General features: G+C 70.6%; 31 protein-coding genes. 13 read left to right on the top strand and 18 right to left on the bottom strand.

The genetic code is table 11. The features are described 5' to 3' along the window. Nucleotides 1-19 precede the first annotated feature (19 nt). Nucleotides 20-421 carry a YybH family protein gene (locus ACZ4Z4_RS28020; RefSeq protein ID WP_468333070.1) on the bottom strand — a complete coding sequence of 134 codons (402 nt, stop codon included), beginning with the start codon at nt 419-421 and terminating at the stop codon, nt 20-22. 24 nt (nt 422-445) lie between these two features. Here ACZ4Z4_RS28020 and ACZ4Z4_RS28015 point away from each other — a divergent pair, with 24 nt between their 5' ends. Genes ACZ4Z4_RS28015 through ACZ4Z4_RS28005 form a run of 3 tightly spaced genes read left to right on the top strand, consistent with a single transcriptional unit; the run spans nt 446 to nt 2,103 of the window. Next, a complete protein-coding gene (locus ACZ4Z4_RS28015; protein WP_468333067.1) occupies nt 446-829 on the top strand; it encodes a winged helix-turn-helix transcriptional regulator in 384 nt (127 codons plus the stop codon). Beyond that, nucleotides 826-1,290, top strand: coding sequence for an ASCH domain-containing protein (locus ACZ4Z4_RS28010; RefSeq protein ID WP_468333065.1), 465 nt, complete (start codon nt 826-828; stop codon nt 1,288-1,290). Before ACZ4Z4_RS28015 ends, ACZ4Z4_RS28010 begins: the two co-directional genes overlap by 4 nt. A gap of 6 nt (nt 1,291-1,296) precedes the next feature. Next, nucleotides 1,297-2,103 carry an alpha/beta fold hydrolase gene (locus ACZ4Z4_RS28005; protein ID WP_468333063.1) on the top strand — a complete coding sequence of 269 codons (807 nt, stop codon included), beginning with the start codon at nt 1,297-1,299 and terminating at the stop codon, nt 2,101-2,103. Here the strand turns inward: ACZ4Z4_RS28005 and ACZ4Z4_RS28000 are convergent. Continuing rightward, nucleotides 2,085-2,471, bottom strand: a complete 387-nt coding sequence (locus tag ACZ4Z4_RS28000) for a VOC family protein (RefSeq protein ID WP_468333060.1) — start codon at nt 2,469-2,471, stop codon at nt 2,085-2,087. The two genes, ACZ4Z4_RS28005 and ACZ4Z4_RS28000, sit on opposite strands and share 19 nt — an antisense overlap. 172 nt (nt 2,472-2,643) lie before the next feature. After that, nucleotides 2,644-3,696 (bottom strand): NAD(P)-dependent alcohol dehydrogenase, encoded by a 1,053-nt coding sequence (locus tag ACZ4Z4_RS27995; protein ID WP_468333057.1) that lies wholly within the window; start codon nt 3,694-3,696, stop codon nt 2,644-2,646. A 117-nt stretch (nt 3,697-3,813) separates the two neighbouring features. Between ACZ4Z4_RS27995 and ACZ4Z4_RS27990 the strand changes: the two genes are divergently transcribed. Both ACZ4Z4_RS27990 and ACZ4Z4_RS27985 read left to right on the top strand, forming a co-directional pair. Then, nucleotides 3,814-4,722, top strand: coding sequence for a helix-turn-helix domain-containing protein (locus ACZ4Z4_RS27990; RefSeq protein WP_468333054.1), 909 nt, complete (start codon nt 3,814-3,816; stop codon nt 4,720-4,722). Nucleotides 4,723-4,784: 62 nt separating this feature from the next. After that, a complete protein-coding gene (locus ACZ4Z4_RS27985) occupies nt 4,785-5,183 on the top strand; it encodes a helix-turn-helix domain-containing protein (RefSeq protein WP_468333051.1) in 399 nt (132 codons plus the stop codon). 25 nt (nt 5,184-5,208) lie between these two features. Here the strand turns inward: ACZ4Z4_RS27985 and ACZ4Z4_RS27980 are convergent, their stop codons facing one another. Next, on the bottom strand, nt 5,209-5,823 hold the full coding sequence (locus ACZ4Z4_RS27980) for a ClpP family protease (RefSeq protein WP_468333048.1): 615 nt from the start codon (nt 5,821-5,823) through the stop codon (nt 5,209-5,211). Nucleotides 5,824-5,839: 16 nt separating this feature from the next. After that, entirely contained in the window at nt 5,840-6,499 is a 660-nt protein-coding gene (locus ACZ4Z4_RS27975) for a ClpP family protease (protein WP_468333045.1), read from the bottom strand. 164 nt (nt 6,500-6,663) lie between these two features. On the opposite strand from ACZ4Z4_RS27975, the gene ACZ4Z4_RS27970 reads away from it, so the two are divergent. Next, on the top strand, nt 6,664-7,122 hold the full coding sequence (locus ACZ4Z4_RS27970) for a hypothetical protein (RefSeq protein ID WP_468333042.1): 459 nt from the start codon (nt 6,664-6,666) through the stop codon (nt 7,120-7,122). 7 nt (nt 7,123-7,129) lie between these two features. Here the strand turns inward: ACZ4Z4_RS27970 and ACZ4Z4_RS27965 are convergent, their stop codons facing one another. The 3 genes from ACZ4Z4_RS27965 to ACZ4Z4_RS27955 form a co-directional block, all read right to left on the bottom strand. Continuing rightward, on the bottom strand, nt 7,130-7,534 hold the full coding sequence (locus ACZ4Z4_RS27965) for a hypothetical protein (protein WP_468333039.1): 405 nt from the start codon (nt 7,532-7,534) through the stop codon (nt 7,130-7,132). Nucleotides 7,535-7,587: 53 nt separating this feature from the next. Next, a complete protein-coding gene (gene msrA / locus ACZ4Z4_RS27960; protein WP_468333036.1) occupies nt 7,588-8,292 on the bottom strand; it encodes a peptide-methionine (S)-S-oxide reductase MsrA in 705 nt (234 codons plus the stop codon). Between the two features lie 90 nt (nt 8,293-8,382). Then, nucleotides 8,383-9,501, bottom strand: a complete 1,119-nt coding sequence (locus ACZ4Z4_RS27955; protein ID WP_468333033.1) for a hypothetical protein — start codon at nt 9,499-9,501, stop codon at nt 8,383-8,385. A 101-nt stretch (nt 9,502-9,602) separates the two neighbouring features. Between ACZ4Z4_RS27955 and ACZ4Z4_RS27950 the strand changes: the two genes are divergently transcribed. After that, entirely contained in the window at nt 9,603-10,757 is a 1,155-nt protein-coding gene (locus tag ACZ4Z4_RS27950) for a cystathionine gamma-synthase (protein WP_468333030.1), read from the top strand. 16 nt (nt 10,758-10,773) lie between these two features. Here ACZ4Z4_RS27950 and ACZ4Z4_RS27945 read toward each other — a convergent pair whose 3' ends face one another. The 3 genes from ACZ4Z4_RS27945 to ACZ4Z4_RS27935 all read right to left on the bottom strand — a co-directional run bounded on the left by ACZ4Z4_RS27945 (nt 10,774) and on the right by ACZ4Z4_RS27935 (nt 12,096). Beyond that, on the bottom strand, nt 10,774-11,028 hold the full coding sequence (locus ACZ4Z4_RS27945; protein ID WP_468333027.1) for a hypothetical protein: 255 nt from the start codon (nt 11,026-11,028) through the stop codon (nt 10,774-10,776). Next, nucleotides 11,025-11,507: a sigma factor-like helix-turn-helix DNA-binding protein gene (locus ACZ4Z4_RS27940; RefSeq protein WP_468333024.1), complete on the bottom strand. Its 483-nt coding sequence runs from the start codon at nt 11,505-11,507 to the stop codon at nt 11,025-11,027. The genes ACZ4Z4_RS27945 and ACZ4Z4_RS27940 overlap by 4 nt, the downstream gene beginning before the upstream one ends. A 70-nt stretch (nt 11,508-11,577) precedes the next feature. Beyond that, nucleotides 11,578-12,096: a MarR family winged helix-turn-helix transcriptional regulator gene (locus ACZ4Z4_RS27935; protein WP_468333021.1), complete on the bottom strand. Its 519-nt coding sequence runs from the start codon at nt 12,094-12,096 to the stop codon at nt 11,578-11,580. Nucleotides 12,097-12,253: 157 nt separating this feature from the next. Here ACZ4Z4_RS27935 and ilvA point away from each other — a divergent pair, with 157 nt between their 5' ends. The 3 genes from ilvA (at nt 12,254) to ACZ4Z4_RS27920 (ending at nt 15,468) form a co-directional block, all read left to right on the top strand. Next, the gene (gene ilvA, locus ACZ4Z4_RS27930) at nt 12,254-13,483 is read left to right on the top strand and encodes a threonine ammonia-lyase (RefSeq protein ID WP_468333019.1); all 1,230 of its coding nucleotides are present in this window, start codon (nt 12,254-12,256) and stop codon (nt 13,481-13,483) included. A gap of 159 nt (nt 13,484-13,642) precedes the next feature. After that, complete coding sequence (locus tag ACZ4Z4_RS27925; RefSeq protein WP_468333016.1) at nt 13,643-14,620, top strand: ATP-binding cassette domain-containing protein; 978 nt, start codon at nt 13,643-13,645, stop codon at nt 14,618-14,620. Beyond that, nucleotides 14,617-15,468: an ABC transporter permease gene (locus tag ACZ4Z4_RS27920; RefSeq protein ID WP_468333013.1), complete on the top strand. Its 852-nt coding sequence runs from the start codon at nt 14,617-14,619 to the stop codon at nt 15,466-15,468. The genes ACZ4Z4_RS27925 and ACZ4Z4_RS27920 overlap by 4 nt, the downstream gene beginning before the upstream one ends. Nucleotides 15,469-15,544: 76 nt before the next feature. Here the strand turns inward: ACZ4Z4_RS27920 and greA are convergent, their stop codons facing one another. Both greA and ACZ4Z4_RS27910 read right to left on the bottom strand, forming a co-directional pair. After that, on the bottom strand, nt 15,545-16,042 hold the full coding sequence (gene greA, locus ACZ4Z4_RS27915) for a transcription elongation factor GreA (protein WP_468333010.1): 498 nt from the start codon (nt 16,040-16,042) through the stop codon (nt 15,545-15,547). A gap of 175 nt (nt 16,043-16,217) precedes the next feature. After that, nucleotides 16,218-16,661: a DUF4307 domain-containing protein gene (locus ACZ4Z4_RS27910; RefSeq protein WP_468333007.1), complete on the bottom strand. Its 444-nt coding sequence runs from the start codon at nt 16,659-16,661 to the stop codon at nt 16,218-16,220. Between the two features lie 114 nt (nt 16,662-16,775). On the opposite strand from ACZ4Z4_RS27910, the gene mca reads away from it, so the two are divergent. Together mca and ACZ4Z4_RS27900 are read left to right on the top strand one after the other, a co-directional pair. Continuing rightward, nucleotides 16,776-17,657 (top strand): mycothiol conjugate amidase Mca, encoded by an 882-nt coding sequence (gene mca, locus ACZ4Z4_RS27905; RefSeq protein WP_468333004.1) that lies wholly within the window; start codon nt 16,776-16,778, stop codon nt 17,655-17,657. A 19-nt stretch (nt 17,658-17,676) separates the two neighbouring features. Continuing rightward, the gene (locus tag ACZ4Z4_RS27900) at nt 17,677-17,907 is read left to right on the top strand and encodes a hypothetical protein (protein WP_468333480.1); all 231 of its coding nucleotides are present in this window, start codon (nt 17,677-17,679) and stop codon (nt 17,905-17,907) included. Between the two features lie 285 nt (nt 17,908-18,192). Here ACZ4Z4_RS27900 and ACZ4Z4_RS27895 read toward each other — a convergent pair whose 3' ends face one another. Next, the gene (locus ACZ4Z4_RS27895; protein ID WP_468333001.1) at nt 18,193-18,402 is read right to left on the bottom strand and encodes a hypothetical protein; all 210 of its coding nucleotides are present in this window, start codon (nt 18,400-18,402) and stop codon (nt 18,193-18,195) included. Nucleotides 18,403-18,594: 192 nt separating this feature from the next. Here ACZ4Z4_RS27895 and ACZ4Z4_RS27890 point away from each other — a divergent pair, with 192 nt between their 5' ends. Further along, nucleotides 18,595-19,575: a hypothetical protein gene (locus tag ACZ4Z4_RS27890; protein ID WP_468332998.1), complete on the top strand. Its 981-nt coding sequence runs from the start codon at nt 18,595-18,597 to the stop codon at nt 19,573-19,575. Nucleotides 19,576-19,934: 359 nt separating this feature from the next. Here the strand turns inward: ACZ4Z4_RS27890 and ACZ4Z4_RS27885 are convergent, their stop codons facing one another. The 4 genes from ACZ4Z4_RS27885 to ACZ4Z4_RS27870 form a co-directional block, all read right to left on the bottom strand. Then, on the bottom strand, nt 19,935-20,270 hold the full coding sequence (locus ACZ4Z4_RS27885) for a DUF397 domain-containing protein (RefSeq protein WP_468332995.1): 336 nt from the start codon (nt 20,268-20,270) through the stop codon (nt 19,935-19,937). Nucleotides 20,271-20,414: 144 nt separating this feature from the next. After that, nucleotides 20,415-20,603 (bottom strand): hypothetical protein, encoded by a 189-nt coding sequence (locus tag ACZ4Z4_RS27880; protein WP_468332992.1) that lies wholly within the window; start codon nt 20,601-20,603, stop codon nt 20,415-20,417. Beyond that, the gene (locus ACZ4Z4_RS27875) at nt 20,600-21,088 is read right to left on the bottom strand and encodes a hypothetical protein (RefSeq protein ID WP_468332989.1); all 489 of its coding nucleotides are present in this window, start codon (nt 21,086-21,088) and stop codon (nt 20,600-20,602) included. The genes ACZ4Z4_RS27880 and ACZ4Z4_RS27875 overlap by 4 nt, the downstream gene beginning before the upstream one ends. An 89-nt stretch (nt 21,089-21,177) precedes the next feature. Continuing rightward, nucleotides 21,178-22,356: a helix-turn-helix domain-containing protein gene (locus ACZ4Z4_RS27870; protein WP_468332986.1), complete on the bottom strand. Its 1,179-nt coding sequence runs from the start codon at nt 22,354-22,356 to the stop codon at nt 21,178-21,180. Nucleotides 22,357-22,487: the final 131 nt, after the last annotated feature.

Below are 22,487 nucleotides of genomic sequence, written 5' to 3'. Positions count from 1 at the left end.
ACCCGGGGGCGCGGGGCCGCTAGGCCCCCGCCTCCGACGGCGCGGCGCCGAAGGGACTGTCGATCACGTATCGCCAGAACCCGTCGGCGCCGCGCCGTGCCACGTCCGTGGCCGTCGAGCGGACGTCCCCGCCCTCGATCTCCCAGTCGACGACGAGCAGCGCGACGTCCCCCGAGACGTGCACGTGCCGGGGCCGCACGGAGATCGGCAGGCCGAGGGCGAGGAAGGGCGCGTTCGCTGCGGCGATCCGGGCGCGGCCGTGCACGGCGGCGCCCGACTCGGGCACGAAGGCGGCCCCCTCCTCGTACATCTCGCCCACGGCCCGCGCGTCGCCGCTGTTGAACCGCGCGGCGAACGCGGCGGGGACGTCCTCGGGGCGGGTGGGCAGGGCGGGCAGGGCGGATATCGTCGTGGAAGTCATGGCAGCACCGTAGGAGGCCCCCTCGTGACTCACCGAACGGTAAGCGGCGCCCGCCCCGGCCTGCCCGACGACGCCCTCGCCGACGTCACCGCCCCGAGCCCCGACTGCCCCGTGGAGATCACGCTCGCCGCCCTGCGCGGCCGCTGGACCACGCTCGTCGTCCGCGAGCTGCTGCGCCGCGAGACCCACGCGTACGGCGAACTGGCCGCCGCGCTCCCGCAACTCTCCGACAAGGTCCTGACGGAACGCCTGGCCCAACTGGCCACCGCGGGCGCGGTCCTGCGCACCCGCACCCCGGGCTGGCCCTCCACGGTCACCTATGAACTCACCCCGCACGGCAAGGAACTGGCGACGGTGCTCCAAGCCCTGTGGGACTGGGGCGCAGGTGCGCCTACTGTGACCCCATGACGGAGATCACGAAGCACGGGCGCGGCACCGGCGGCAGCCAGGAGCCGCTGCCCAAGGCCGAGTTCGCCTACCCGGGACCGCTGCGCGACCAGCTGGTGGCCGCCATCCTCGACGGGTCCAAGACCTCGACGACCGGGCTGCTCACCGGCTACGAGCGGGACGGCGAACCGCTGCCCGCCGTCGGGGAGCGCGCCGCCGTCGTCGACTCCGCCGACCAACCCGTGGCCGTCATCGAGATCACGGACGTCCGCGTCGTGCCGCTCGGCGACGTGGACCTCGCCCACGCCGTCGACGAGGGGGAGGGGTACGAGACCGTGGCGCAATGGCGGGCGGGGCACGAGGAGTTCTGGCACAGCGCCGAGGTGCGGGCCGGGCTCGGCGACCCCGGCTTCACCGTGGACGACACGACGCCCCTCGTCCTGGAGCGCTTCCGTCTCGTCGCCGACCTGCGGAAGAAGTGACCGCACGTGCCCTTCGCGCGGGCGGCCGACGGCGCCGCCATCCACTACCGGCTGCACGGCTCCGGCGATCCTCTGGTGCTGATCGCCGGGCAGTCCAACAACCACCACTGGTGGGACCCGGTACGGGACGACTTCGCCGCCCGCTTCACCACCGTCGTGCTCGACCACCGCGGCACCGGCGAGAGCGACCGCCCCGACACCGACACGTACAGCACCCCGAACTTCGCCCGCGACGTGCTCGCCGTCCTCGACCACGCGGGCATCACCCGCGCCCACGTGTACGGCACGTCCATGGGCGGGCGCATCGCCCAGTGGCTCGCTGCCGACCACCCTGCCCGCGTCGGCCGCCTCGTCCTCGGCTGCACCTCGCCCGGCGGCCCGCACGGCGTCGAGCGAGGCCCCGAGGTCCGCGCGGCCCTGACCCAGGCCGATCCGGACGCCGTGCGCCGCGCCCTCCTGGAGCTCATGTACACACCGGCCTGGCTCGCCGGACAGGAACGGGCCCGCCCGGGACGGGAGTTCCACACGCTGGGCGACGCCACCATGCCCGCGTACGCCCGCCGCCGCCATCTGCGGGCCAGCGCCCGGCACGACGCCTGGGACGCGCTGCCGCGGATCACGGCGCCGACGCTCGTCGTCCACGGCACGGACGACACGTTCAACCCGGCCGCCAACGCCCCGCTGCTCGCCGCCCGCATCCCGGGCGCCGGGACGCTGCTCGTGCCCGGGGCCCGGCACGCCTACTTCGAGGAGTTCGCGGACGTCGCGACCGGGCCGGTGCTCGACTTCCTGGGTCAGGAGCCGCTGCCGTAGGGCCTGGTGATGATCTCCAGGTTGTGGCCGTTGGGGTCCTCCCAGTAGACGCCGCGGCCGCCGTCGTTCGTGTTGATCTCGTTGGCGCGCTGGTGGTACGGGTCGGCCCAGTAGGGGAGCCCGCGTTCCTTGATGCGTCCGAAGATGTCGTCGAACTCGGCCTCGGAGACGAGGAAGGCGTAGTGCTGCGGCACGAACGGGCCGCCGTCGCCCTCGTAGAAGTCGAGGGTCACGCCGTTGGGGATCTCCACCGGGAAGAAGGGGCCGTACTGAGGACCCACCTCAAGGCCCAGGATGTCCGCGAGGAACTGGGCGGACGCCTTGCTGTCCTCGGCGACGACGATGGTGTGGTTCAGCTCGATCGACATCGTGCGACCTCCTCTTGGTCCGGAGCCCCGCCGCGCGACGGTGACGGCGGCGGTGACACGGACCACGTTAGGAGCGGGCGCCCGGCGCCGGCATCGGCCACGGGACCCGGTCCGCTGCGCCCTGCGGACTAGGCCCCGTGCCCGAGACGAGTTCACGCCACGTGCGGGCGCGCTAGATCGTCGCCGTGTCGATCACGAAGCGGTAGCGGACGTCGCTGGTGAGGACCCGCTCGTACGCCTCGTTGATCTGGTCGGCGCGGATCAGCTCGATCTCCGCGCCGAGCCCGTGCGCAGCGCAGAAGTCCAGCATCTCCTGGGTCTCCTGAATGCCGCCGATCATGGAGCCGGCGAGGGTCTTGCCGCCGCCGATGACGGAGAAGAGGTTCAGGGAGACCGGCTCCTCCGGGGCGCCGACGTTCACGAAGGCGCCCTGCGAGCGCAGCAGGCCCAGGTACTTGTCCAGCGGCAGCGGCGCCGAGACCGTCGAGAGGATCAGGTCGAAGGAGCCCGCGAGCTGCTCGAACGTGGCGTCGTCGCTGGTCGCGTAGTAGTGGTCGGCGCCCAGCTTGTAGCCGTCGTCCTTCTTGCGCAGGGTCTGCGAGAGGACGGTGACCTCGGCGCCCATGGCGTGCGCGATCTTGACGGCCATGTGGCCGAGGCCGCCGAGACCGACGACGGCGATCTTCTTGCCGGGGCCCGCCTGCCAGCGGTGCAGCGGGGAGTACGTGGTGATGCCGGCGCACAGCAGCGGCGCGGCCACGTCGAGGGAGAGCCCGTCGGGGATGCGGACGGTGAACGCCTCGTCCACGACGATGTGCGTGGAGTAGCCGCCGTAGGTCGGCTCGCCGTCCTTGCCGATCCCGTTGTACGTCGGGACGTTGCCCCGCACGCAGTACTGCTCCAGGCCCGCCTTGCAGTTCTCGCACTCGCGGCAGGAGTCGACCATGCAGCCGACGCCGACGCGGTCGCCCACGGAGAACTTCGTGACACCCGGACCGACCTCGGTGACGACACCGGCGATCTCGTGGCCGGGCACCATCGGGTAGATGCCCTCGCCCCAGCCGTCCCGGGCCTGGTGGATGTCCGAGTGGCAGATCCCGGCGTACTTGATGTCGATCAGGACGTCGGTCTCGCCGACGGCGCGGCGCGGCACGGTGGTCCGCTCCAGGGGCGCCTCGGGGGCGGGAGCGGCGTAGGCGGAAACGGTGGTGATCTGCTCAGTCATGTCTTCGACACTGTCACTGACCTGCGACGTCACCCAGCCACCCGTTCTGCCTACGACCACTGTGCCTACCACTGGCGGGGTCAGGCTCATGGACGTACGACCCTGGATACTGGACCCATGGACGAGATCCCCGAGGCGCGGCCGCTGGACAGCAGGGCCGAGCTGAGCGAGTTCCTGCGCACCCGCAGGGCGCGGCTTCAGCCCCAGGACGTCGGCCTGCCGAACTTCGGACGGCACCGCAGGGTGCCGGGCCTGCGCCGCGAGGAGCTGGCCCAGCTCGCCGGGGTCTCCGTCGCGTACTACACCCGCCTGGAACAGGGCAACGGCCGCAACGTCTCCGGCGAGGTCCTCGACGCCATCGGGCGCGCCCTGCGGCTGACCGACGCCGAGCAGGCCCACCTGACGCGCCTCGCGAAGCCGAAGACCGTCAAGAAGAAGCGGGCGGCGCGCCAGCAGCACATGCGGCCCGCGCTCCAGCAACTCCTCGACACCATCGTGACCGTCCCCGCGTACGTGGTGGGCCGCCGCTCCGACATCCTCGGCTGGAACGCGCTCGCCGCGGCGCTCTTCGGCGACTGGGGCGAGCTCGCCCCCGCCGAGCGCAACTGGGCGCGCATCTGCTTCCTCGACCCGCGCTCGCGCGAGCTCTTCGTGGACTGGGACAAGAAGGCGTCGGACATCGTCGGCTACCTCCGCATGGACGCGGGCTGCTATCCGAACGACCCGGAGCTGTCCTCCCTGGTCGGCGAACTCTCCGTCAAGAGCGAGGAGTTCCGCGGCCTGTGGGCCACCCACGACGTCCGCGAGAAGGGCCACGGCGTCAAGCGCCTGCGCCATCCGCTGGTGGGCGACCTGACGCTGTCGTTCGAGACGCTGCGGCTGCCGGACGACTGCGACCAGTCGCTCCTGATGTACCACGCGGAGCCGGACTCGGCGTCGGCGCAGGGCCTGCGGCTGCTCGCCAGCTGGGGCCGGGACGCGGCGTCGGTGGGCTCCGGCTCGGCGAGGACGTCCGGGGCCGAGTGATTTCGCGGGCGGCGGAACCCCGCACGCTGCGCCCGCGCCCGTATCGCTCCTAGGCTGAGGAAGTGAGCAGCCAAGAGCGCCAGAAGGCGAACGAAGCCCGCGTCATCCACCTGCGCCCGCTCAAGGCGGCGCCGAACCCCGCACAGCAGGGCGGCCGGTCCGGGGAGGCCAAGGAGCCCCTGTGGCGCGACGTCGTCGGGGACGTCCTGCGCACCGAGCGCCTGGCCCAGGAGCGCACGCTCAAGGACGTGGCCGACGCCGCCCGGATCTCCATGCCCTACCTCTCCGAGGTGGAGCGCGGCCGCAAGGAGGCCTCCTCCGAGGTCCTCGCGGCCGCCGCCCACGCACTCGGCCTCGGCCTGTCCGACGTGCTCTCGCTGGCCCAGACGCGCCTGGCCGGCCTTCCCCGCGCGAGGCCGGCCAGGGCGTCGGTCCAGGGCGAGGTGCGCCTGGCGGCGTGACGCCGCCGCTCCCGCCGTCCGCCGCTCAGGCCGCGGCGGCCGGCAGGGTCCGCCTGCTGAGCACCTGGTCCGCGAGCCCGTAGGCGACGGCCTCCTGTGCCGTGAACACCTTGTCGCGGTCCATGTCGGCGCGGAGCGTGGCGACGTCGTGGTGCGTGTGGTGGGCGAGGACCTCCTCGACCTGCGAGCGGATCCGGAGCATCTCCTGCGCCTCCAGGGCGAGGTCGGACACCGTGCCCTGCCGGCCGCGGCTCGCGGGCTGACCGAGCAGCACGCGCGCGTGGTCGAGCACGAACCGCCGCCCCGCGTCGCCGCCGGCGAGCAGCACGGCGGCGGTCGACGCGGCCTGGCCGACGCAGAACGTCGAGATCGGCGCGGAGACGAAGCTCATGGTGTCGTAGATGGCCATGAGCGAAGTGAAGGATCCGCCGGGCGAGTTGATGTAGATGGCGACCTCGCGGTCCGGCGCGGAGGACTCCAGGTGCAGCAGCTGCGCGATGACGACGTTGGCGACGCCGTCGTCGATCTCCGTCCCGAGGAAGATGATCCGCTCGGAGAGCAGCCGGCTGTAGACGTCGTACGCCCGCTCGCCGCCCTGCGGAGTGCGCTCGACGACGGTGGGAATGGTGTACTGGCTCATCGTTTCCTCCCCCTCCTCAGATTCCGAGCCCGATGCGGCGCTTCGACCCGGCGGGCCGCACGTCCTCCAGTGACGTGACCACGTGATCGACCATTCCGTACTCCTTGGCCTGCTCGGCCGTGAACCAGCGGTCCCGGTCGCCGTCCCGCGAGATCGTCTCCTCGCTCTGCCCGGTGTGCTCGGCGGTGAGCCGCTCGATGGTCCGCTTCGTGAACTCCAGGTTCTCCGCCTGGATGGCGATGTCGGCGGTGGTGCCGCCGATGCCCGCGGACGGCTGGTGCATCATGATCCGCGCGTTGGGCAGCGCGAACCGCTTGCCGGCGGTGCCGACGCTGAGCAGGAACTGGCCCATGCTGGCGGCGAACCCCATGGCGAGGGTCGCCACGTCGTTCGGGATGAGCCGCATGGTGTCGTAGATGGCGAGCCCGGCGGTGACGGACCCGCCCGGACTGTTGATGTACAGACTGATGTCGGTCTTCGGATCCTCCGCGGACAGCAACAGCATCTGCGCGCAGACGCGGTTGGCCGAGACCTCGTCGACCTGCGTCCCGAGGAACACGATCCGCTGGTTGAGCAGTTGCGCGGCGAGATGGTCGTCGAACCGCGACGGAGCGGTGTCCCCGTCCTCACCCCGCGGCCGCACCACCGCGTCCCACCCGCTGCCGACCCCTGTCATGGCACCTCCAGAAATCCCCGCGACTCCGAACGCCGCGGCGTGACTTCACTGTTGCCCCCGGCCACGGCCGCTGTCAGAAATCTCGGCCGGTGGCAGATTCGCTGAGGGCAGAGGGGCGCGGAGAGGACCGTTAGGGTCGTGTCCTCGTGGAGTGGATATCGCCTGTGAGTACGGTGCTGGGCGCGGTGATCGGCGTCGGCGCGACGCTCCTCGCCGACCGGGCCCGATGGCGGCGTGAGAGCGCGGACCGTGAGACGGCGACGCGGCGGCAGCTGTACGCGGAGTACACCGCGGCGCTCTCCCGCGTCCGTACGGCCCTGCACGAGTGCGCGCAGGGGACGGCGGGCACGACGCCCGGCAGTGAGGAGCACGCGCGCGAGATCCGTGACCGGTTCCTGGCGTCGGGCGCCTATGAACTCCGCCACCAGCTGGCGATCATCGCCCCGGCGGATGTCGTCGAGGCGGCCAGGTCCGCCTTCATCGCCCTGCGGACCACGCGGGACCGCCTCCTGGAGGGCGCGACAGCCGACAGCGCGGCCTACGCGGAGCTGGAGGCCGGGAACGACGCGGCCATCGCCGACCTGCGCCGCGTGATGCGACGGGACCTCGGGGTCGACGACTGAGGCGGTCTTACCAGGTGTACACGTACCGGTTGGCGGAGCGGTCGAAGGTGGCGTCCACCTCGTGGCGAGGCAGGGTGAACTCCTCTTCGAGCCACTTGAGCACCGCCGCCGCGAGACCCTCCGGCTGGTAGTCCGTTTCCGGGAACCAGACGTGGCGGACGGTGACCGTGGTGTGCGCAGGGGCGTTCCTGGCCGCCACCGCGGGGGCGGCCAGCGTCACGCCGTGGTGCAGCCACGCCGTCTCCTCCGGAGCGAGCCGCAGGCCCGTGCGGTCGGTGGGCGGGTGGGTGAGGACGGGGGAGACGTCCAGCCACACGTGCGCGGCGACACGCTCCGCGTGCGCGGGCGGGACCGCTGTCAGCGAGGCATTCGCCGTGAGGTCCACGGCGATGCCCCAGGCGGTCTTCAGCATGCGGTACGAGACCGTCCGTGCGGGGCGGTCCCGGTCGGGGCTCAAGGAGCCGGTCAGGGCTGGCTGGGGGCCGGTGCGATGCCGGTGGGGCAGGCGCGGCCCCAGTTCGTCTCCGACGGCGCGTCGAGGACCGCTCCCGTGCCGCCGATGCCGCAGTAGCCGTCGGGGTTCTTGTCCAGGTACTGCTGGTGGTACGGCTCGGCCGGCCAGAAGGGGCGGGTGTCGGCCGGCAGGACCGTCGTCGTGATCGTGCCGTGGCCCGCGGCCGTCAGGACCTTCTGGTACGCCTCAAGGGACGCGGTCGCCGCCTCCTCCTGGACGGGGGAGTGCGTGTAGATCGCCGAGCGGTACTGCGTACCGACGTCGTTGCCCTGGCGGAAGCCCTGCGTGGGGTTGTGGGACTCCCAGAAGACCTTGAGGAGCTCGGCGTACGAGACCTTGGCCGGGTCGAAGACGACGCGGACCACCTCCGCGTGGCCGGTGAGGCCGGAGCACACCTCTTCGTAGGAGGGGTTCTCCGTGTAACCGCCCTGGTAGCCGACGTACGTCGTCCAGACGCCCTCGGTCTGCCAGAACTTGCGCTCCGCGCCCCAGAAGCAGCCGAGCCCGAAGTCCGCGATCTCCAGGCCCTCGGGGTAGGGGCCGAGCAGGGGGTTGCCGAGGACCGTGTGGCGGGAGGGGACCTCGAATTCCGGGGTGGCCCGGCCCTTGAGGGCCTGCTCGGCGGTGGGGAGCTCGGGCGTGCGTCCGAAGATCATGCGGTCTCCTCGTGGGTGACAGGGGTCTACCGGGTGGAACGTACGGAGAGGGCGGGGCATTCCGGTCGGTGCCCGCCCGCTCCGGCGCCGTCAGTGCGGCAGCGTCGCCGGACTGCCGCCGTTCGCCTCGTAGCCCGCGACGGCCAGGGCGCGGTACACCGCGTAGTCCGATGCGGGGTCCTCGGACAGGGTCCAGGGCAGCGCGCCGATGTGGCCGTCCACGTGCACCAGCTGGTTCATGGCCTCCGCCCAGCGCTCGGAGCGGACCAGGAAGAACACCAGGAGGTGGCGGACGTGCGCCAGCATCGGGTCGTCCGCGCGCGCGGAGTGCACCGCGAACAGCGCGCCCTCGACGGCCTTGGTGACGACCTCGCTCTCGTAGAACCCGCGCACCAGGTTGACCTCGGGCAGGTGCTCGTACACCGCGAAGAGGGGGAGCGCGGCGAGCAGGGAGCCGCGGGGCGCGCGGGCGGCCGCGGCCTCCGCGAAGTCCTGGGCGAGGTCACGGGAGCCGTGCCACTTCTCGCACCAGTAGTGCAGCGCCGCCAGGTGCGCGCCCATGTGCGCGGGCGCGCGGTCCAGGATCTTCAGCCACAGCTGCTCGAACTCCTCGCGGGGATACGCCAGTCCGCGCGCGATGGAGAGCTCGATGATGTACGGAACGGGGTCGCCGGGGGCGAGCAGCGCCGCCTGCGCGCACGCCTCCTTGGCCTCCTCCAGAATGATCCGGAACTCGTCCGTCCCCTGCACCGCAGTGCGCCACGCCTGCTGGACGAGGAACTCCGCGTGCACCGCGGCACCGCCCGCGTCCTTGGGCGCCTCGGCGCGCCACACCCGCAGCCACTGCCCGCCCGGGTTGTCGCTCACGCCGCCGGGCCGCCGCTGGAGCTCCAGCGAGGCCGCGCCCGCGAAGGCCTGCACGCGCTGCCAGCACCGCTCGCCGTGCGTCTCCGTGCCGGCGAGGAGCTGCGACGCGGCCTTCCACTCCTGCGTGCGCTGCACGAGGTCGAGCACTTCGAGGAGGTCGGCGTCCGGTCCCGGCATGCGGATGTCCAGCTCCTCCTGGCGCAGGAAGCCGTAGTCCGCCGGGTCCGCGGCGTCCGGCGAGCCGGGGGCCACCTGCCGGATTCCGCCGCGCCTGCGCAGCAGCACGGGCCCCAGGACCGCACCGATCATGACCACCGCGAACAGGAACCAGAGAATCTCCATGACACAAGCGAACCAGACGGGTCGGACAATTGGCCAACCTGCCGGGACGTACCCGGACCGACCCGGCAGAAGGGCCCCCGCGCGCACTACGCTCAGGCCGCATGAGTGACTCGCACAGCACGCAGAGCTTCGAAACCGTGGCCATCCACGCGGGCAACACCGCCGACCCCCTCACCGGCGCCGTCGTCCCGCCCATCTACCAGGTCTCGACCTACAAGCAGGACGGCGTCGGGGGCCTGCGCGGCGGTTACGAGTACAGCCGCAGCGCCAATCCCACGAGGACCGCCCTGGAGGAGAACCTGGCCGCGCTGGAGGGCGGCAGCCGCGGACTCGCCTTCGCGTCCGGCCTCGCGGCCGAGGACTGCCTTCTCCGTACGCTGCTCGGCCCCGGCGACCACGTCGTCATCCCCAACGACGCGTACGGCGGCACCTTCCGCCTCTTCGACAAGGTCGTCTCGCGGTGGGGCGTGAACTGGTCGGTGGCCGACACCTCCGACCCGGAGGCCGTGCGCGCCGCGCTGACCGACCGCACGAAGGCGATCTGGGTGGAGACCCCCTCCAACCCGCTGCTCGGCATCACCGACATCGCCGCGGTCGCGCAGATCGCCCGCGAGGCCGGGGTGCGCCTCGTCGTCGACAACACCTTCGCGAGCCCCTACCTCCAGCAGCCGCTGGCGCTCGGCGCGGACGTCGTCGTGCACTCCATGACGAAGTACATGGGCGGCCACTCGGACGTCGTCGGCGGCGCGCTGGTCGTCAGCGACGCGGCCCTGGGCGAGGAGCTGGCGTACCACCAGAACGCGATGGGTGCCGTCGCGGGCCCCTTCGACGCCTGGCTGGTGCTGCGTGGCATCAAGACCCTCGCGGTGCGCATGGACCGGCACAGCGAGAACGCCACCAAGGTCACCGAGATGCTGACCCGGCACGCGCGCGTGAGCAGCGTCCTCTACCCGGGCCTTCCGGAGCACCCCGGCCACGAGATCGCCGCCAAGCAGATGCGGTCCTTCGGCGGCATGGTGTCGTTCCGGGTCGAGGGCGGCGAGGAGGCGGCGGTCGAGGTCTGCAACCGCGCGAAGCTGTTCACCCTGGGCGAGTCCCTGGGCGGCGTCGAGTCGCTGATCGAGCACCCCGGCCGCATGACGCACGCCTCGGTGGTCGGCTCGGCCCTGGAGGTCCCCGCGGACCTGGTGCGCCTCTCGGTGGGCATCGAGTCGGCGGACGACCTCGTCGCCGACCTCCAGCAGGCGCTCGGCTAGCCGACCCCGCGGGGGATCATCCCCAGCGCGTCAGGGGTGGAGTCGTGTCCGACGGCGGCTCCACCCACGGCCGGGCCAGCGACGCCCACACGACGAACGCCACCGCAGCGGCCAACAGCAGGGTCCACAGCAGCCGCCGTGCCGCCCTGCGCCGCCGCAGGGCCCGGCCGCCCCGCCGTACCGCGTCGTCGTGGAGCTCGGGCGGCACGGCGGGCGCCGTGCCCTCCAGGAGGCGCCGGACCGCCTGCTCCTTGCGCTCGTACTGACTCATGAGGGCACCGCCCCGACCGGCGCCCCGGCCGGCGCGGGGCCGCGCGGCGGGTGCAGGAGCGTCGCCATCGCGCGGGCGCAGATCGACGCGACCCGGTCGGCGGGCAGGCCGAGGAGCGCCGCCGTCTGTTCCTCGGCGACTCCCTCGTACATCCGCAGGACGAGAATCAGCCGCTCCTGGGGGCTGAGCCGGGCCAGCACCCCGCCGTGGCCGCGGTGGCGCCGCCAGGCGGCGCGGGCGAAGCGGAGGGCGACCTGCTGACGGGTGCGGTCGTACGGATCCTCGCCGCGCAGCCGGTCCCATGACGCGTACGTGTGCGCGAGGGCGGCGGTCAGCAGCGCACGCGCGCGTGGGTTGGCGTCGGGGAGCTCGGCGGTGAGGAGCGTCGCGGCATGCAGGAGCCGCCCTGCCGCGCCCGCGACGAACGCCTCGAACTCCCGGGCACGGCGGGCGTTCCGCAACGCCTGCCGCTCTCGCACCGCGCCTCCCGGCCGGAGGCCACGAGCACGGGGCCTCCGGTCTCATATGAGACCTGACGCGGGTCCGGGGTCAAGACTCCGGAGTGGCCGGAACTTCCCCTCCGGGAGCCGGCTGTGACGTCTGCCGTGCCGAGAGGGCGGAATTGAAGCGTGTGAGGAGCGCGCAGAAGCTTTCGCGCTCCTCCGGCTCCCAGTCCTGCGTCAGCTCGGCCATCAGCTCGCGCCGCGAGGAGCGCACCTCGTCGAGCCTGGCCTGGCCGCGCGGGGAGAGCTGGAGCACCACGGCGCGGCCGTCCTCGGGGTGCGAGGTGCGCTTGACGAGCCCGGTGTCGACCAGCGGGGCGACCTGCCGGGTGACGGTCGACGAGTCGATGCCCATGCTCGCCGCGAGCGCCTTGACGCCCATGGGGCCTTCTTTGTCGAGGCGGTTGAGCAGCAGGTACGCGGCACGGTCCATGGAGTTGCGGACCTGTCCTACGCCGCCGAGGCGCGTCTGCTCCGCACGGCGGGCGAAGACCGCCACCTGGTGCTGGAGGCTGTCCAGGAGGGCGGGGTCGCTGGCGGTCGTCATGTCCGGAGTTGTGGGCATGGCCGGGGGCTCACTTCATGCGAGGGCAGTGGGTTGGGGGACAGGGTACGCGGCCGCGGCGCGTACCGTACCTGCGCTGCGCAAACCCACGCTCAGAACGGTCTCGTCCCTTGGTCGCCGCAGGAGGACCCGGGCGCCGGCTGCAAGACTTGCCGTCATGAACTACCGCACGCGCCACTCCCTGCCGACGGTCACCCTCGACGACGTGCGCGGCGCGCAGAAGATGCTCTCCGGAGTGGCCCGGATGACGGCGCTGGAGGGCAGCAGACACCTGTCGCAGCTGGTCGGGGCGCCGGTGCACCTCAAGTGCGAGAACCTCCAGCGGACCGGTTCCTTCAAGCTGCGCGGCGCGTACGTGCGGATCGCGGGCCTGCTCCCCGAGGAGCGCGCCGCCGGTGTCGTCGCCGCCAGCGCGGGCAACCACGCGCAGGGCGTGGCGCTGGCCTCCTCGCTCCTCGGCGTGCGCTCCACGGTCTTCATGCCGGCCGGTGCGCCGCTGCCCAAGGTCGCTGCGACGCGGGAGTACGGCGCGGAGGTGCGGCTGCACGGCCAGGTGGTCGACGAGACGCTGGCCGCCGCGCAGGAGTACGCCCACGAGACGGGCGCCGTCTTCATCCACCCCTTCGACCACCCGGACATCATCGCGGGACAGGGCACGGTCGGCCTGGAGGTCCTTGAGCAGTGCCCGGAGGTGCGGACCCTCGTCGTGGGCATCGGGGGCGGCGGTCTCGCGGCGGGCATCGCGGTCGCGGTCAAGGCGCTGCGCCCGGACGTGAAGGTGGTCGGCGTGCAGGCGGCGGGTGCCGCGGCCTATCCGCCGTCGCTGGCCGCGGGGCGCCCGGTGTCGATCGGCGACCCCACGACGATGGCCGACGGCATCAAGGTCGGCCGCCCCGGCGACGTACCGTTTCAGCTGGTCGAGGAGTTGGTCGACGAGGTCGTCACGGTCTCCGAGGACGAGCTCTCCAGCGCCCTGCTGCTCTGCCTGGAGCGGGCCAAGATGGTCGTGGAGCCGGCCGGTGCGAGCCCGGTGGCGGCCCTGCTGAGCGACCCGAAGGCGTTCGAGGGTCCGGTGGTGGCGCTGCTCTCCGGCGGGAACGTGGACCCGCTCCTGATGCAGCGCATCCTGCGGCAGGGCATGGCGGCGGCGGGCCGCTACCTCTCGCTGCGGCTGCGGCTGACGGACCGCCCCGGCGCGCTCGCCACGCTCCTCGGGGTGCTGTCGGAGGTGGACGCCAACGTCCTCGACATCAGCCATGTGCGCACCGACCCCCGGCTCGGCATCACCGAGGCCGAGGTGGAGCTCCATCTGGAGACGAAGGGCCCCGAGCACTGCACCGAGGTGGGCACCGCCCTGCGGGGGGCGGGCTACACGGTCATCGGCTGAAGCCGCGCCTCCGGATCATCTTTCAAAAATAAGCTGAGCCGACGCGATGTATCGCGTTAGGGTGTGCTGTGCGTCACTCGTCGTCGGGCGTGCCAAGTCCGGCAAACCTACGCTTTCCGTAGAAAGTCACTGGAAGTCACCCACACCAGGGGGAATCACATGCCAGGCGCCATCTACGCCGAAGGTCTGGTGAAGACCTTCGGCGACGTACGGGCTCTGGACGGCGTCGATCTGGATGTTCCGGAAGGCACCGTGCTCGGCCTCCTGGGGCCGAACGGCGCGGGCAAGACCACGGCGGTCCGCTGCCTGACGACCCTGCTCACACCGGACAGCGGCAAGGCGGTCGTCGCGGGCATAGACGTCCTCAAGCACCCCAATGAGGTGCGGCGTTCGATCGGCCTCTCCGGCCAGTTCGCCGCCGTGGACGAGTATCTGACGGGCCGTGAGAACCTCCAGATGGTCGGCCAGCTCTACCAGATGAAGGCCAAGGAGGCGAAGGTCAGGGCGGGCGAACTGCTCGACCGGTTCAACCTCGCCGACGCCGCCGACCGCCCCTCCAAGACGTACTCCGGAGGCATGCGCCGCCGCCTCGACCTCGCCGCCGCGCTCGTCGTCTCGCCGCCCGTCATGTTCATGGACGAGCCGACCACCGGCCTGGACCCGCGCAACCGCCAGCAGTTGTGGGAGGTCATCCAGGAACTGGTCTCCGGGGGCACGACGCTGCTCCTGACCACCCAGTACCTCGAAGAGGCCGACCACCTCGCGCACGACATCTGCGTCGTCGACCACGGCCGCGTCATCGCCCGCGGCACCTCCGACCAGCTCAAGGCGCAGACCGGCGGCGAGCGCGTCGAGGTCGTCGTGCACGACCGCGAGCACATCCCCACCGCCTCCGAGGTGCTGCGCGGCTTCGGCAAGGGCGAGGTCGCCGTCGCCGAGCACACCCGCAAGCTGACCGTCCCCGTCGCCGGTGGCGCCAAGCTGCTCGCCGAGGTCATCCGCGAGCTGGACACCCGCGGCATCGAGATCGACGACATCGGCCTGCGCCGCCCGACCCTCGACGACGTCTTCATCTCCCTCACCGGGCACGTCGCCGAGCTGGCCGACGAGGGCAACGGAAAGGAGACCGGCAAGTGAGCACCGTCAGCGACGCCGTGCGCACGGCGGCCCCCAGGCCCGCCGGCGGCATCGGCCAGTCCGTCAGGGACTCCCTGGTCGTCGCCAAGCGGAATCTGATCCGCATGTCCAGGATTCCCGAGATGGTCATCTTCGGCCTGATCCAGCCGATCATGTTCGTGGTGCTGTTCAGCTACGTGTTCGGCGGCTCCATGATGATCGGCAACAGCACCGATCCGGCGGACTACCGCAACTTCCTGATGGCGGGCATCTTCGCGCAGACCGTCACCTTCGCCACCGCGGGCGCGGGCGCGGGCATCGCCGACGACATGCACAAGGGCCTCATCGACCGCTTCCGGTCGCTGCCCATGGCGCGCGGCGCGGTCCTCACCGGCCGCACCATCGCCGACCTCGTGCAGACCGCGCTGACCCTCCTGGTCCTCGCGATCGTGGCCGTCCTGGTGGGCTGGCGCATCCACGAGGGGATCGGCAAGGCCCTCGGCGCCTTCGGCCTGTTGCTCCTCCTCGGGTACGCGTTCACCTGGGTCGGCGCGCTCATCGGACTCTCGGTCCGCACCCCGGAGGCGGCCACCTCGGGCGGCCTGATCTGGCTCTTCCCGGTCACGTTCATCTCGAACGCGTTCGTGGACTCCAGCAAGATGACGCCCTGGCTGCGGCACGTCGCCGACTGGAACCCCTTCAGCGCGACCGTCCAGGCCTGTCGCGAGCTCTTCGGCAACCCCGGGGTCTCCCCGTCCGACGCCTGGCCCATGCAGCACCCGGTCTGGGCCTCGGTGATCTACTCGGTCCTGATCATCCTGATCTTCCGCACCCTGTCGGTCCGCAAGTACCGCTCGGCGACGGCCTGACCGCACATGACCGAGCCCCCAGCGCCCTCATCCAGGGTGCCGGGGGCTCGGTGATGACCGGAGCTCCGAGGGAGCGCTACGCCGCGTACGGCTTCGCTGCGAGGATCTTCACGGAGGCGAACTTGCCGTTCGGCAGTTCGTACTCCGCGTTCTCGCCGATCTTCTTGCCGTTCACACCGGTGCCCAGCGGGGACTGCGGCGAGTACGTCTCGATGTCGCCGCTCGCGTACTCACGGGAGGCGAGCAGGAAGGTCAGCGTGTCGTCCTCGTCGCCGTCGAAGGCGATGGTGACGACCATGCCGGGCTCCACGACCCCGTCGTCGGCCGGCGCCTCGCCGACCCGCGCGGTCTCCAGGAGCTGGGTCAGCTGGCGGACGCGGAGCTCCTGCTTGCCCTGCTCCTCCTTGGCCGCGTGGTACCCGCCGTTCTCCCGCAGGTCGCCCTCCTCGCGCGCCGCGGCGATCTTGGCCGCGATCTCGGTGCGCGCAGGACCAGACAGGTACTCCAGCTCGGCCTTGAGCTGGTTGTACGCCTCCTGGGTCAGCCAGGTGACGTTCTCGCTCGTCTGGGTCACAGGTGCTCCTCGTAGGTACTGGGAATACAAAGCATCGCCCTACCCAGAAGGATGTTCCCTCACGGGTGGGCGAAACCACGAGCCTAACAATTCAGGCGCCCAACGGGGAGGACATAAGCCATCAGATTTGCGTCAACGCAGGTGAGCGCGGTAAACGCCGGAATGTCGCCCGGCGTCAGTCGGAGTGGCAGCCCAGCAGCTCGACGCTGGTCGCCTTGCTCGTCGTACGCAGAGTGACGACCTCGTCGATACGGTCCGTGCGCTGGTCGAAGCGGAAGTCCGCGCGGCCCACCTCGCGGCCGGACTCCGCCTGCGAGCGCAGGGTGCAGTAGCCCCGGGCTTCGGTGTCCTTGCGGACTTCCAGATGAGCCTTGACGGTCCGGTCCGACACGACGTCGAACTTGATGACCTCGGCGCTGACCTTCGTACCGTTGATGTAGTCGTAGCCGAACCAGCCGACGACACCGAGCAGGACCACGCCGAGCACCGAGCCGACGATCCTCAGCTTGCGGTCGGCGGCCTCGTCGGCCGTGCGGGAGCGGCCGTACCGACCCTCGGGGACGCCCGTGGAGGGGCCCTCGGAAGGGCCCTCGGAGAGCTTCGAGCCCACCGCCGCCATGATCGTCCTCCAGGAACAGTGGATGCCGGAATTTTCCGCCCCCCGGTTCCGTCACTATAGAAGCCGCCCGTTGCGCCGAATCACCGAGGGCGCCCAGAACCTGAGGATCGAGTCTTGACTGAGCAGCTGCGACTGATGGCCGTACACGCCCACCCCGACGACGAGTCGAGCAAGGGCGCGGCCACCATGGCCAAGTACGTGGCCGAAGGGGTGGACGTGCACGTCGTGACCTGCACGGGCGGGGAGCGCGGCGACATCCTCAACCCGAAGCTCCAGGGTGACGCCTACATCCAGGAGAACATCCACGAGGTGCGCAGGAAGGAGATGGACAAGGCCCGCGAGATCCTCGGCGTCAAGCAGGACTGGCTCGGCTTCGTCGACTCCGGCCTGCCCGAGGGCGACCCGCTGCCGCCGCTGCCCGAGGGGTGCTTCGCCCTGGAGGACGTCGACAAGGCGGCCGGCGAGCTGGTGCGCCAGATCCGGTCCTTCCGTCCGCAGGTCATCACGACGTACGACGAGAACGGCGGCTATCCGCACCCCGACCACATCATGACCCACAAGATCACGATGGTGGCCTTCGACGGTGCGGCGGACGCCGAGAAGTACCCCGAGAGCGAGTTCGGCCCGGTCTTCCAGCCGCTGAAGCTCTACTACAACCAGGGCTTCAACCGGCCGCGCACCGAGGCGCTGCACCACGCGATGATCGACCGTGGCCTGGAGTCGCCGTACGGGGACTGGCTCAAGCGCTGGGACGAGTTCGAGCGGGTCGAGCGCACCCTGACCACGCACGTTCCGTGTGCGGACTACTTCGAGGTCCGTGACAGGGCCCTGATCGCGCACGCCACGCAGATCGACCCCGACGGCGGGTGGTTCCGGGTGCCGATGGAGATCCAGAAGGAGGTCTGGCCCACGGAGGAGTACGAGCTCGCGAAGTCGCTCGTCGATACTTCCCTCCCCGAGGACGACCTCTTTGCGGGCATCCGCGACAATGCCTAGCGTGAACGCACATCTGGCAATGACGCATCTCGTCCCTCTTGCCAAGGAGGTCGACGACGACAAGGTGACTCCGGGTGTCCTGGGCTTCATCGTCTTCGCGGTGATGGCCCTGGCCGTCTGGGGCCTGATGAAGTCGATGAACCGGCACATGCGGAAGGTCGACTTCAAGGAACCGGAGAAAGAGCCGGTCAGCGCGTTGACCGGTGAGGATGCCGCGTCTGAGCAGGAAACCCGCGGAACCGGAAACTAGAGATTATTAGAGCTATCTAGAGTCCGGTCGAGCGTAATGCTCTTGATCGTCTCCCATGTCTCTCCCATGGGGGACGAGGGGTGGGGGCTTCCCTGGGTCTGGCGTCAGGGGGCGGGTGCTACCACCTGGGGGGCGGAATTGATCCCTCCCCCTGACTGCTCAGCTCAACGAATACCCCGTGGCCGTGTCACGGACCTTGCCGTCCGTCACGCGGGGAAAAAAGCCGCCCGCCTGCCTACTGGGGTGCTGACAGACGGGCGGCGTCCGTGAGGGCTGGGGGCTGCTTCATCCCCAGCCGGGATCGCCCGCGCGCCCGGGCGTCTTCGCGGCCTCTTCGCCGCCCTGTGTCGCGACCCCCCAGCCGGGATCGCCCGCAGCGCTGACTGCCGCTCCGCTGCCGTGGTCGTTGTGGGCTGCGGTCGCGGCGCTGCCGCCCGCAATGGCGGCGGCGACGAGCAGTGCGGCGGCGCCGGCGCGTATCGCTTTCTTGATCATGAATCCCCTATTCCCGTACACAGGAAGCCTCGAATCGAACATGCTTCCGCTTTTGGGTTGCTGTACGTAGCCTGGCATTTGCACAGGGCAAGGTCCAGCGGTTCACGCTGCGGAAACCCGAACGTTCGTGTTCCCGCATGCGAGTAACGGGGGCGCACTGAGATGCGCTGGGTGTTTCAGAGAGGGGTGCAGATGGGTGCGCGCGGAGGTACAGGAGAAGAGGCAGAGCTTCCGCTCTCTGACCTCGACATCGAGGCATACAGAGCCGTCGCGGCAGGAGAACCAGTCGACGAAACGAGATTGGCGCGACTGGCGGCACTGGGCCTGATCGATCGCAATCCGTACGAGGGCGGCGGGCATATCGCTCTCGATCCACGCACAGCCGCACAGCGTTTGCTCGCCGCAGAACGCGCCGTAATGTCCCGGGCCATCGACCGGATGGCGCGGATTCCAGCACTGGAGACTCTCGCCACGCACTTCGACCCGAACCGCATGTACGGGGGGCCAGGATCCGAATTCCTGCCCTCGAAGAGCCTCATGAACACCCGCATCGGACAGGCGTTGGGCGAGGCCGACACCGAACTGTTCACGTCGCAGCCCGGCCCGCCCGAGGACCGCGACCCCTCGGTGCAGCGCCTCGGAGTGGAGCGGGCCCGGGCAGCGTCCAGCCGGGGAGTACAGGTGCGGTCGTTGTACGCCGCCAGTGCGCTCACCCACCCAGGGACGCGTGAGTACGTGGCGGAGATTCTGGAGAGCGGCGGCGAGGTGCGGGTGGGTAGCCACCTGCCCCCGCGGATGGTGCTCGTTGATCGGCGACACCTCTTTATCGAAAACCATGTCGTGCCTGACTCTGAGTCGGATGCGGGCTGGCACGTGTTCGACGTGTCAGCTGTTGCGTGGTCGAGGACGGTCTTCTGCGGGTACTGGGACCTCGCGACGCCCTGGCAGCAGGCTGCTCAGGCAGTGAGCGGGGCCATCACGAACGAGCGGCAGCGGCAGATCCTCCGCCAGCTGGACGCTGGGTACCCGCAACAGCAGGTCGGGGCGCAGGTCGGACTGAGCGAGCGTGCTGTGAGCAAGGAGCTGGCGCTCCTGCGGTCGGCGCTCAACTTGCAGTCGACCTACCAGCTGATGTCGTGGTGGGGGCGGTCGCCTGAGCGTGATCTGCCCTAGGCCGTATCGCCCCGCTCCGCGGCTCGTGTAGCGGTGGGCGGCCCCGGCCGGAGAGCGCCGTCCCGACCGGGGCCTGAGATCCGCCTGCCCAGGGGTACGGGGCCGACGGACGTTACGTGGCGGGCCCGCGCTCGCGCCAGTACGGGCTATCCAGGACCGCGTTCTCCCGACGCACGATGGCGTACGTCTGCTCGGGTGTCCGTCCCAAGGGCGTACAGATGGGGCAGATGTGCGTGCCTGCCGAGCTTCGGATTGTCGGCGCCGGCGGGCCCGTGTGCGTGGTGCACACCGGACCGCCCTCCAGCGACTGGCGGTTGTCGCGCGGCGCCTGCCCGACCTCGTGCGCTCCGGGCTCTGGGTCAGGCTGTGGCGGACGCGGCTTCGAGCTCTTCCTCGCTCGCCCGGAAGTCGTCGAACTCACCCGCGATCACCCCATCGAAGAACTTGCTGATCTCGACCCGGGACATGAGCAGCACCGGGGAATCCGGGTCCTTGTCGTCGCTGATCGCGATCAGGCGCGTGCCGTCCGGGATGCGCGGGTGAGGATGCCCGGAGGCGGTCCCGGCGTCCGCGAGGATCACGCAGTCCTTCACGATCGGGTCGAGGTCGGTCCGACCTGCCTTTCGCCAGTCGAGCCCTGGCAGTCGGGAGTTGTCGAAGGCAGCAGTCTTGCTGCCGTTCGTGAGCGTGCCCATGTGGCACCTCCGTGATGGTGGATGGATGACCCGCCCCGGGCGGGGCGGGGGTGTGGGGTGGGCGGCCGCCCCGAGGTGAGCTCCCAGATGAGGCGGCCACCCCTTCCCGCTCCGCAGCCGCTCCGACAGCGCTACGGCCGGGGGTTAGTGGATCGGCTCCTCCGACGAGCCGCGCAGAGCCGACCGCGCGGCCTGAAGCGCTCGCCGCATACGGCCACCGGCCTCACAGAAATTGACCCCTGTCTGGCAGGGCGAGCACTCGTCCAGGTGCGCGAGGTAGCTCTGGTGCAGGGCCTGCTCGCGTCGTCCGGGCGCGGCCTGGGTGGCGCTCATAGCGGTGCGTCTTCGGTGGCACGCTGCCCGGCGACGACGAGAGCCGACACCGTGGCGGGGTCGCACAGATCGTGCGCCGCCCGGGGCGGTACCACCCAGTACGCGCCCGGCGGCTCGGTGCGGTCAATCTTCGGCACGCCGAGGAAGCTGCCGGGCCCGAGGCAGACCGCGGCGTCCTGGTGCCGCCACTTGGTAGTGGGCGGTGTCACGTGCATGAGGGCGTAGTACGTGCCGCCCATGGCCCGGCCGTCGTAGATCACGGGGCCGCCGAGGAGGCGGGCGAGCCGCGCTGCGACGCCCTGCGGCTCGACAGTCCCTACCGCTGCGTGCACGAGGTGCTCAGGCAAACGGACGGCATCGAACCGGCTGCCGAGCGGCAACAACGCAACGCCCGTCGTCGCCCACTCCCTTCGCGCCTGCTCCGGCGCCCGCTGTGAGCGCGCGAGCCACTCCGCGATCGCAAAATCTGTCTGTTGGGTGCTCACTGTCTACCCCTGCCGTCATCGTCCGATCAGCTCTGTGACCAGGGTGATGACGTGCAAGGCCCTTAACTGTCACTCTTCAGTGACAGCTGTCACAGACCGAGCCAGGCAGACAGGTGCCCCAGAGCGTCGGGGGTTCGGCGCTGCTGGTGCACGAGGCCTTCGATCGTGGCCCGGGCCCCAGGGTGGTACCGGGTCTGCTGCGGGGCCAGCTTGCGGGCCTTAGCGATGGACTTGAGCGCTGCCTCGCTGCGACCCGTCTCCATCTCCGAGCGCCCACGGTCGATCAACACATGCGCACGCCGCGAGGTCGGCCACGAGGCAGGCATGCGGAGCTTGCGTGCCTTCTCGACGGCTTTCCCGTACTTCCCCATCTCCGTCAAGGCGGAGAGCTCGTGCGCGGCCCAGTTCGTCGACCCGAACGACAACCAGTGGACGTGCTCGACACTGCCAGCATGGTTGGCGATCTGCTTAGCCTCCCCCAGGTGGGTATTCACCGCAGCCTCGTCACGGGCGCGCGCGGCGATGACGGTAGCGCCGAGGTGCAGTTGCCCGGCGACCGCCAGCGCTTCCGGCGTCTCCTGCGTAGCGCTGAGCAGACGGTGGCCAGCGTCCACGAGGCGAAGCCCGATGGTGTGCTCGCCCTCGCGGTGGTAGACGAGCCCCCGCATGTACTGCCGCACCGCCGCGAGCACCGGATCAGAGGCGCGTTCCGCAGCCCAATCCATGCGGTCCAGAGCGATGGTGGACAGGTCGTAGAACCCAAGCTTCACCGTGACGTCATGGGCGGTCCGGTACGCGGATCCCAGCGCAGCCCACAGCTCGCTGGACGGATTACGGTACGCCGCAGTCGTCAGCTCAGCGATCAGGCCGGGCAGCTGCTGCGCGGCCTTGTTGAGTTGAGTAGCTCGAACCAGCTCGCACAGGGAGTCCGCCGCGGTCACCAGCTGGGGGGTCTCGCGCGTGGCAACGTCGGGATTGGCACCGAGGTCGTACAGGTCGAGTGATTCGCGGATGGGGCGGATCAGCTCGGCGAGGCGATCCTGCTGAAGCTCGGTCATGTACGGCTGTCCATTCAGGGTGAGGACGGAGACGTGCAGCTCCCGAGCACAGGCCGCGGTGAAGTCGGGACTCGCTTCCTTGTGCCCGCCCTCGACTTGGTGGAGCAAGCTGTAAGAGAACCCGATCTTCGTGGCCAAGCCGCGTTGTGTGTACCCGGCCAGCTTCCGGTACTTCGCGATCTGCTTCCCGGGGTGGTTGTCTCTGGGCATACTGGAACTCCGTTCCTGGCTCACCACTTGGAACGGTACTCGCGCTCGATGGCGCAGGTCAGGCTTCTGCCCTCGATCCACCTGGATCGGGGGCAGTTGCACGTGATCGACCGCGCAGGATGGGATGAGGA

Source organism: Streptomyces sp. NPDC030245, from assembly GCF_055572995.1.
The sequence above is the reverse complement of the archived record's forward strand: the minus strand, read 5'-3'. Positions and strand labels throughout refer to the sequence as shown.

Excerpts from the sequence above, each read along its gene's own strand:
- ACZ4Z4_RS28020 (WP_468333070.1), bottom strand. The coding sequence starts at position 421 with ATGACTTCCACGACGATATCCGCCCTGCCCGCCCTGCCCACCCGCCCC.
- ACZ4Z4_RS28010 (WP_468333065.1), top strand. The coding sequence starts at position 826 with ATGACGGAGATCACGAAGCACGGGCGCGGCACCGGCGGCAGCCAGGAG.
- ACZ4Z4_RS28000 (WP_468333060.1), bottom strand. The coding sequence starts at position 2,471 with ATGTCGATCGAGCTGAACCACACCATCGTCGTCGCCGAGGACAGCAAG.
- ACZ4Z4_RS27995 (WP_468333057.1), bottom strand. The coding sequence starts at position 3,696 with ATGACTGAGCAGATCACCACCGTTTCCGCCTACGCCGCTCCCGCCCCC.
- ACZ4Z4_RS27990 (WP_468333054.1), top strand. The coding sequence starts at position 3,814 with ATGGACGAGATCCCCGAGGCGCGGCCGCTGGACAGCAGGGCCGAGCTG.
- ACZ4Z4_RS27980 (WP_468333048.1), bottom strand. The coding sequence starts at position 5,823 with ATGAGCCAGTACACCATTCCCACCGTCGTCGAGCGCACTCCGCAGGGC.
- ACZ4Z4_RS27975 (WP_468333045.1), bottom strand. The coding sequence starts at position 6,499 with ATGACAGGGGTCGGCAGCGGGTGGGACGCGGTGGTGCGGCCGCGGGGT.
- ACZ4Z4_RS27965 (WP_468333039.1), bottom strand. The coding sequence starts at position 7,534 with ATGCTGAAGACCGCCTGGGGCATCGCCGTGGACCTCACGGCGAATGCC.
- msrA (WP_468333036.1), bottom strand. The coding sequence starts at position 8,292 with ATGATCTTCGGACGCACGCCCGAGCTCCCCACCGCCGAGCAGGCCCTC.
- ACZ4Z4_RS27955 (WP_468333033.1), bottom strand. The coding sequence starts at position 9,501 with ATGGAGATTCTCTGGTTCCTGTTCGCGGTGGTCATGATCGGTGCGGTC.
- ACZ4Z4_RS27950 (WP_468333030.1), top strand. The coding sequence starts at position 9,603 with ATGAGTGACTCGCACAGCACGCAGAGCTTCGAAACCGTGGCCATCCAC.
- ACZ4Z4_RS27945 (WP_468333027.1), bottom strand. The coding sequence starts at position 11,028 with ATGAGTCAGTACGAGCGCAAGGAGCAGGCGGTCCGGCGCCTCCTGGAG.
- ACZ4Z4_RS27935 (WP_468333021.1), bottom strand. The coding sequence starts at position 12,096 with ATGCCCACAACTCCGGACATGACGACCGCCAGCGACCCCGCCCTCCTG.
- ilvA (WP_468333019.1), top strand. The coding sequence starts at position 12,254 with ATGAACTACCGCACGCGCCACTCCCTGCCGACGGTCACCCTCGACGAC.
- ACZ4Z4_RS27925 (WP_468333016.1), top strand. The coding sequence starts at position 13,643 with ATGCCAGGCGCCATCTACGCCGAAGGTCTGGTGAAGACCTTCGGCGAC.
- ACZ4Z4_RS27910 (WP_468333007.1), bottom strand. The coding sequence starts at position 16,661 with ATGGCGGCGGTGGGCTCGAAGCTCTCCGAGGGCCCTTCCGAGGGCCCC.
- ACZ4Z4_RS27900 (WP_468333480.1), top strand. The coding sequence starts at position 17,677 with ATGACGCATCTCGTCCCTCTTGCCAAGGAGGTCGACGACGACAAGGTG.
- ACZ4Z4_RS27895 (WP_468333001.1), bottom strand. The coding sequence starts at position 18,402 with ATGATCAAGAAAGCGATACGCGCCGGCGCCGCCGCACTGCTCGTCGCC.
- ACZ4Z4_RS27890 (WP_468332998.1), top strand. The coding sequence starts at position 18,595 with ATGGGTGCGCGCGGAGGTACAGGAGAAGAGGCAGAGCTTCCGCTCTCT.
- ACZ4Z4_RS27885 (WP_468332995.1), bottom strand. The coding sequence starts at position 20,270 with ATGGGCACGCTCACGAACGGCAGCAAGACTGCTGCCTTCGACAACTCC.
- ACZ4Z4_RS27880 (WP_468332992.1), bottom strand. The coding sequence starts at position 20,603 with ATGAGCGCCACCCAGGCCGCGCCCGGACGACGCGAGCAGGCCCTGCAC.
- ACZ4Z4_RS27870 (WP_468332986.1), bottom strand. The coding sequence starts at position 22,356 with ATGCCCAGAGACAACCACCCCGGGAAGCAGATCGCGAAGTACCGGAAG.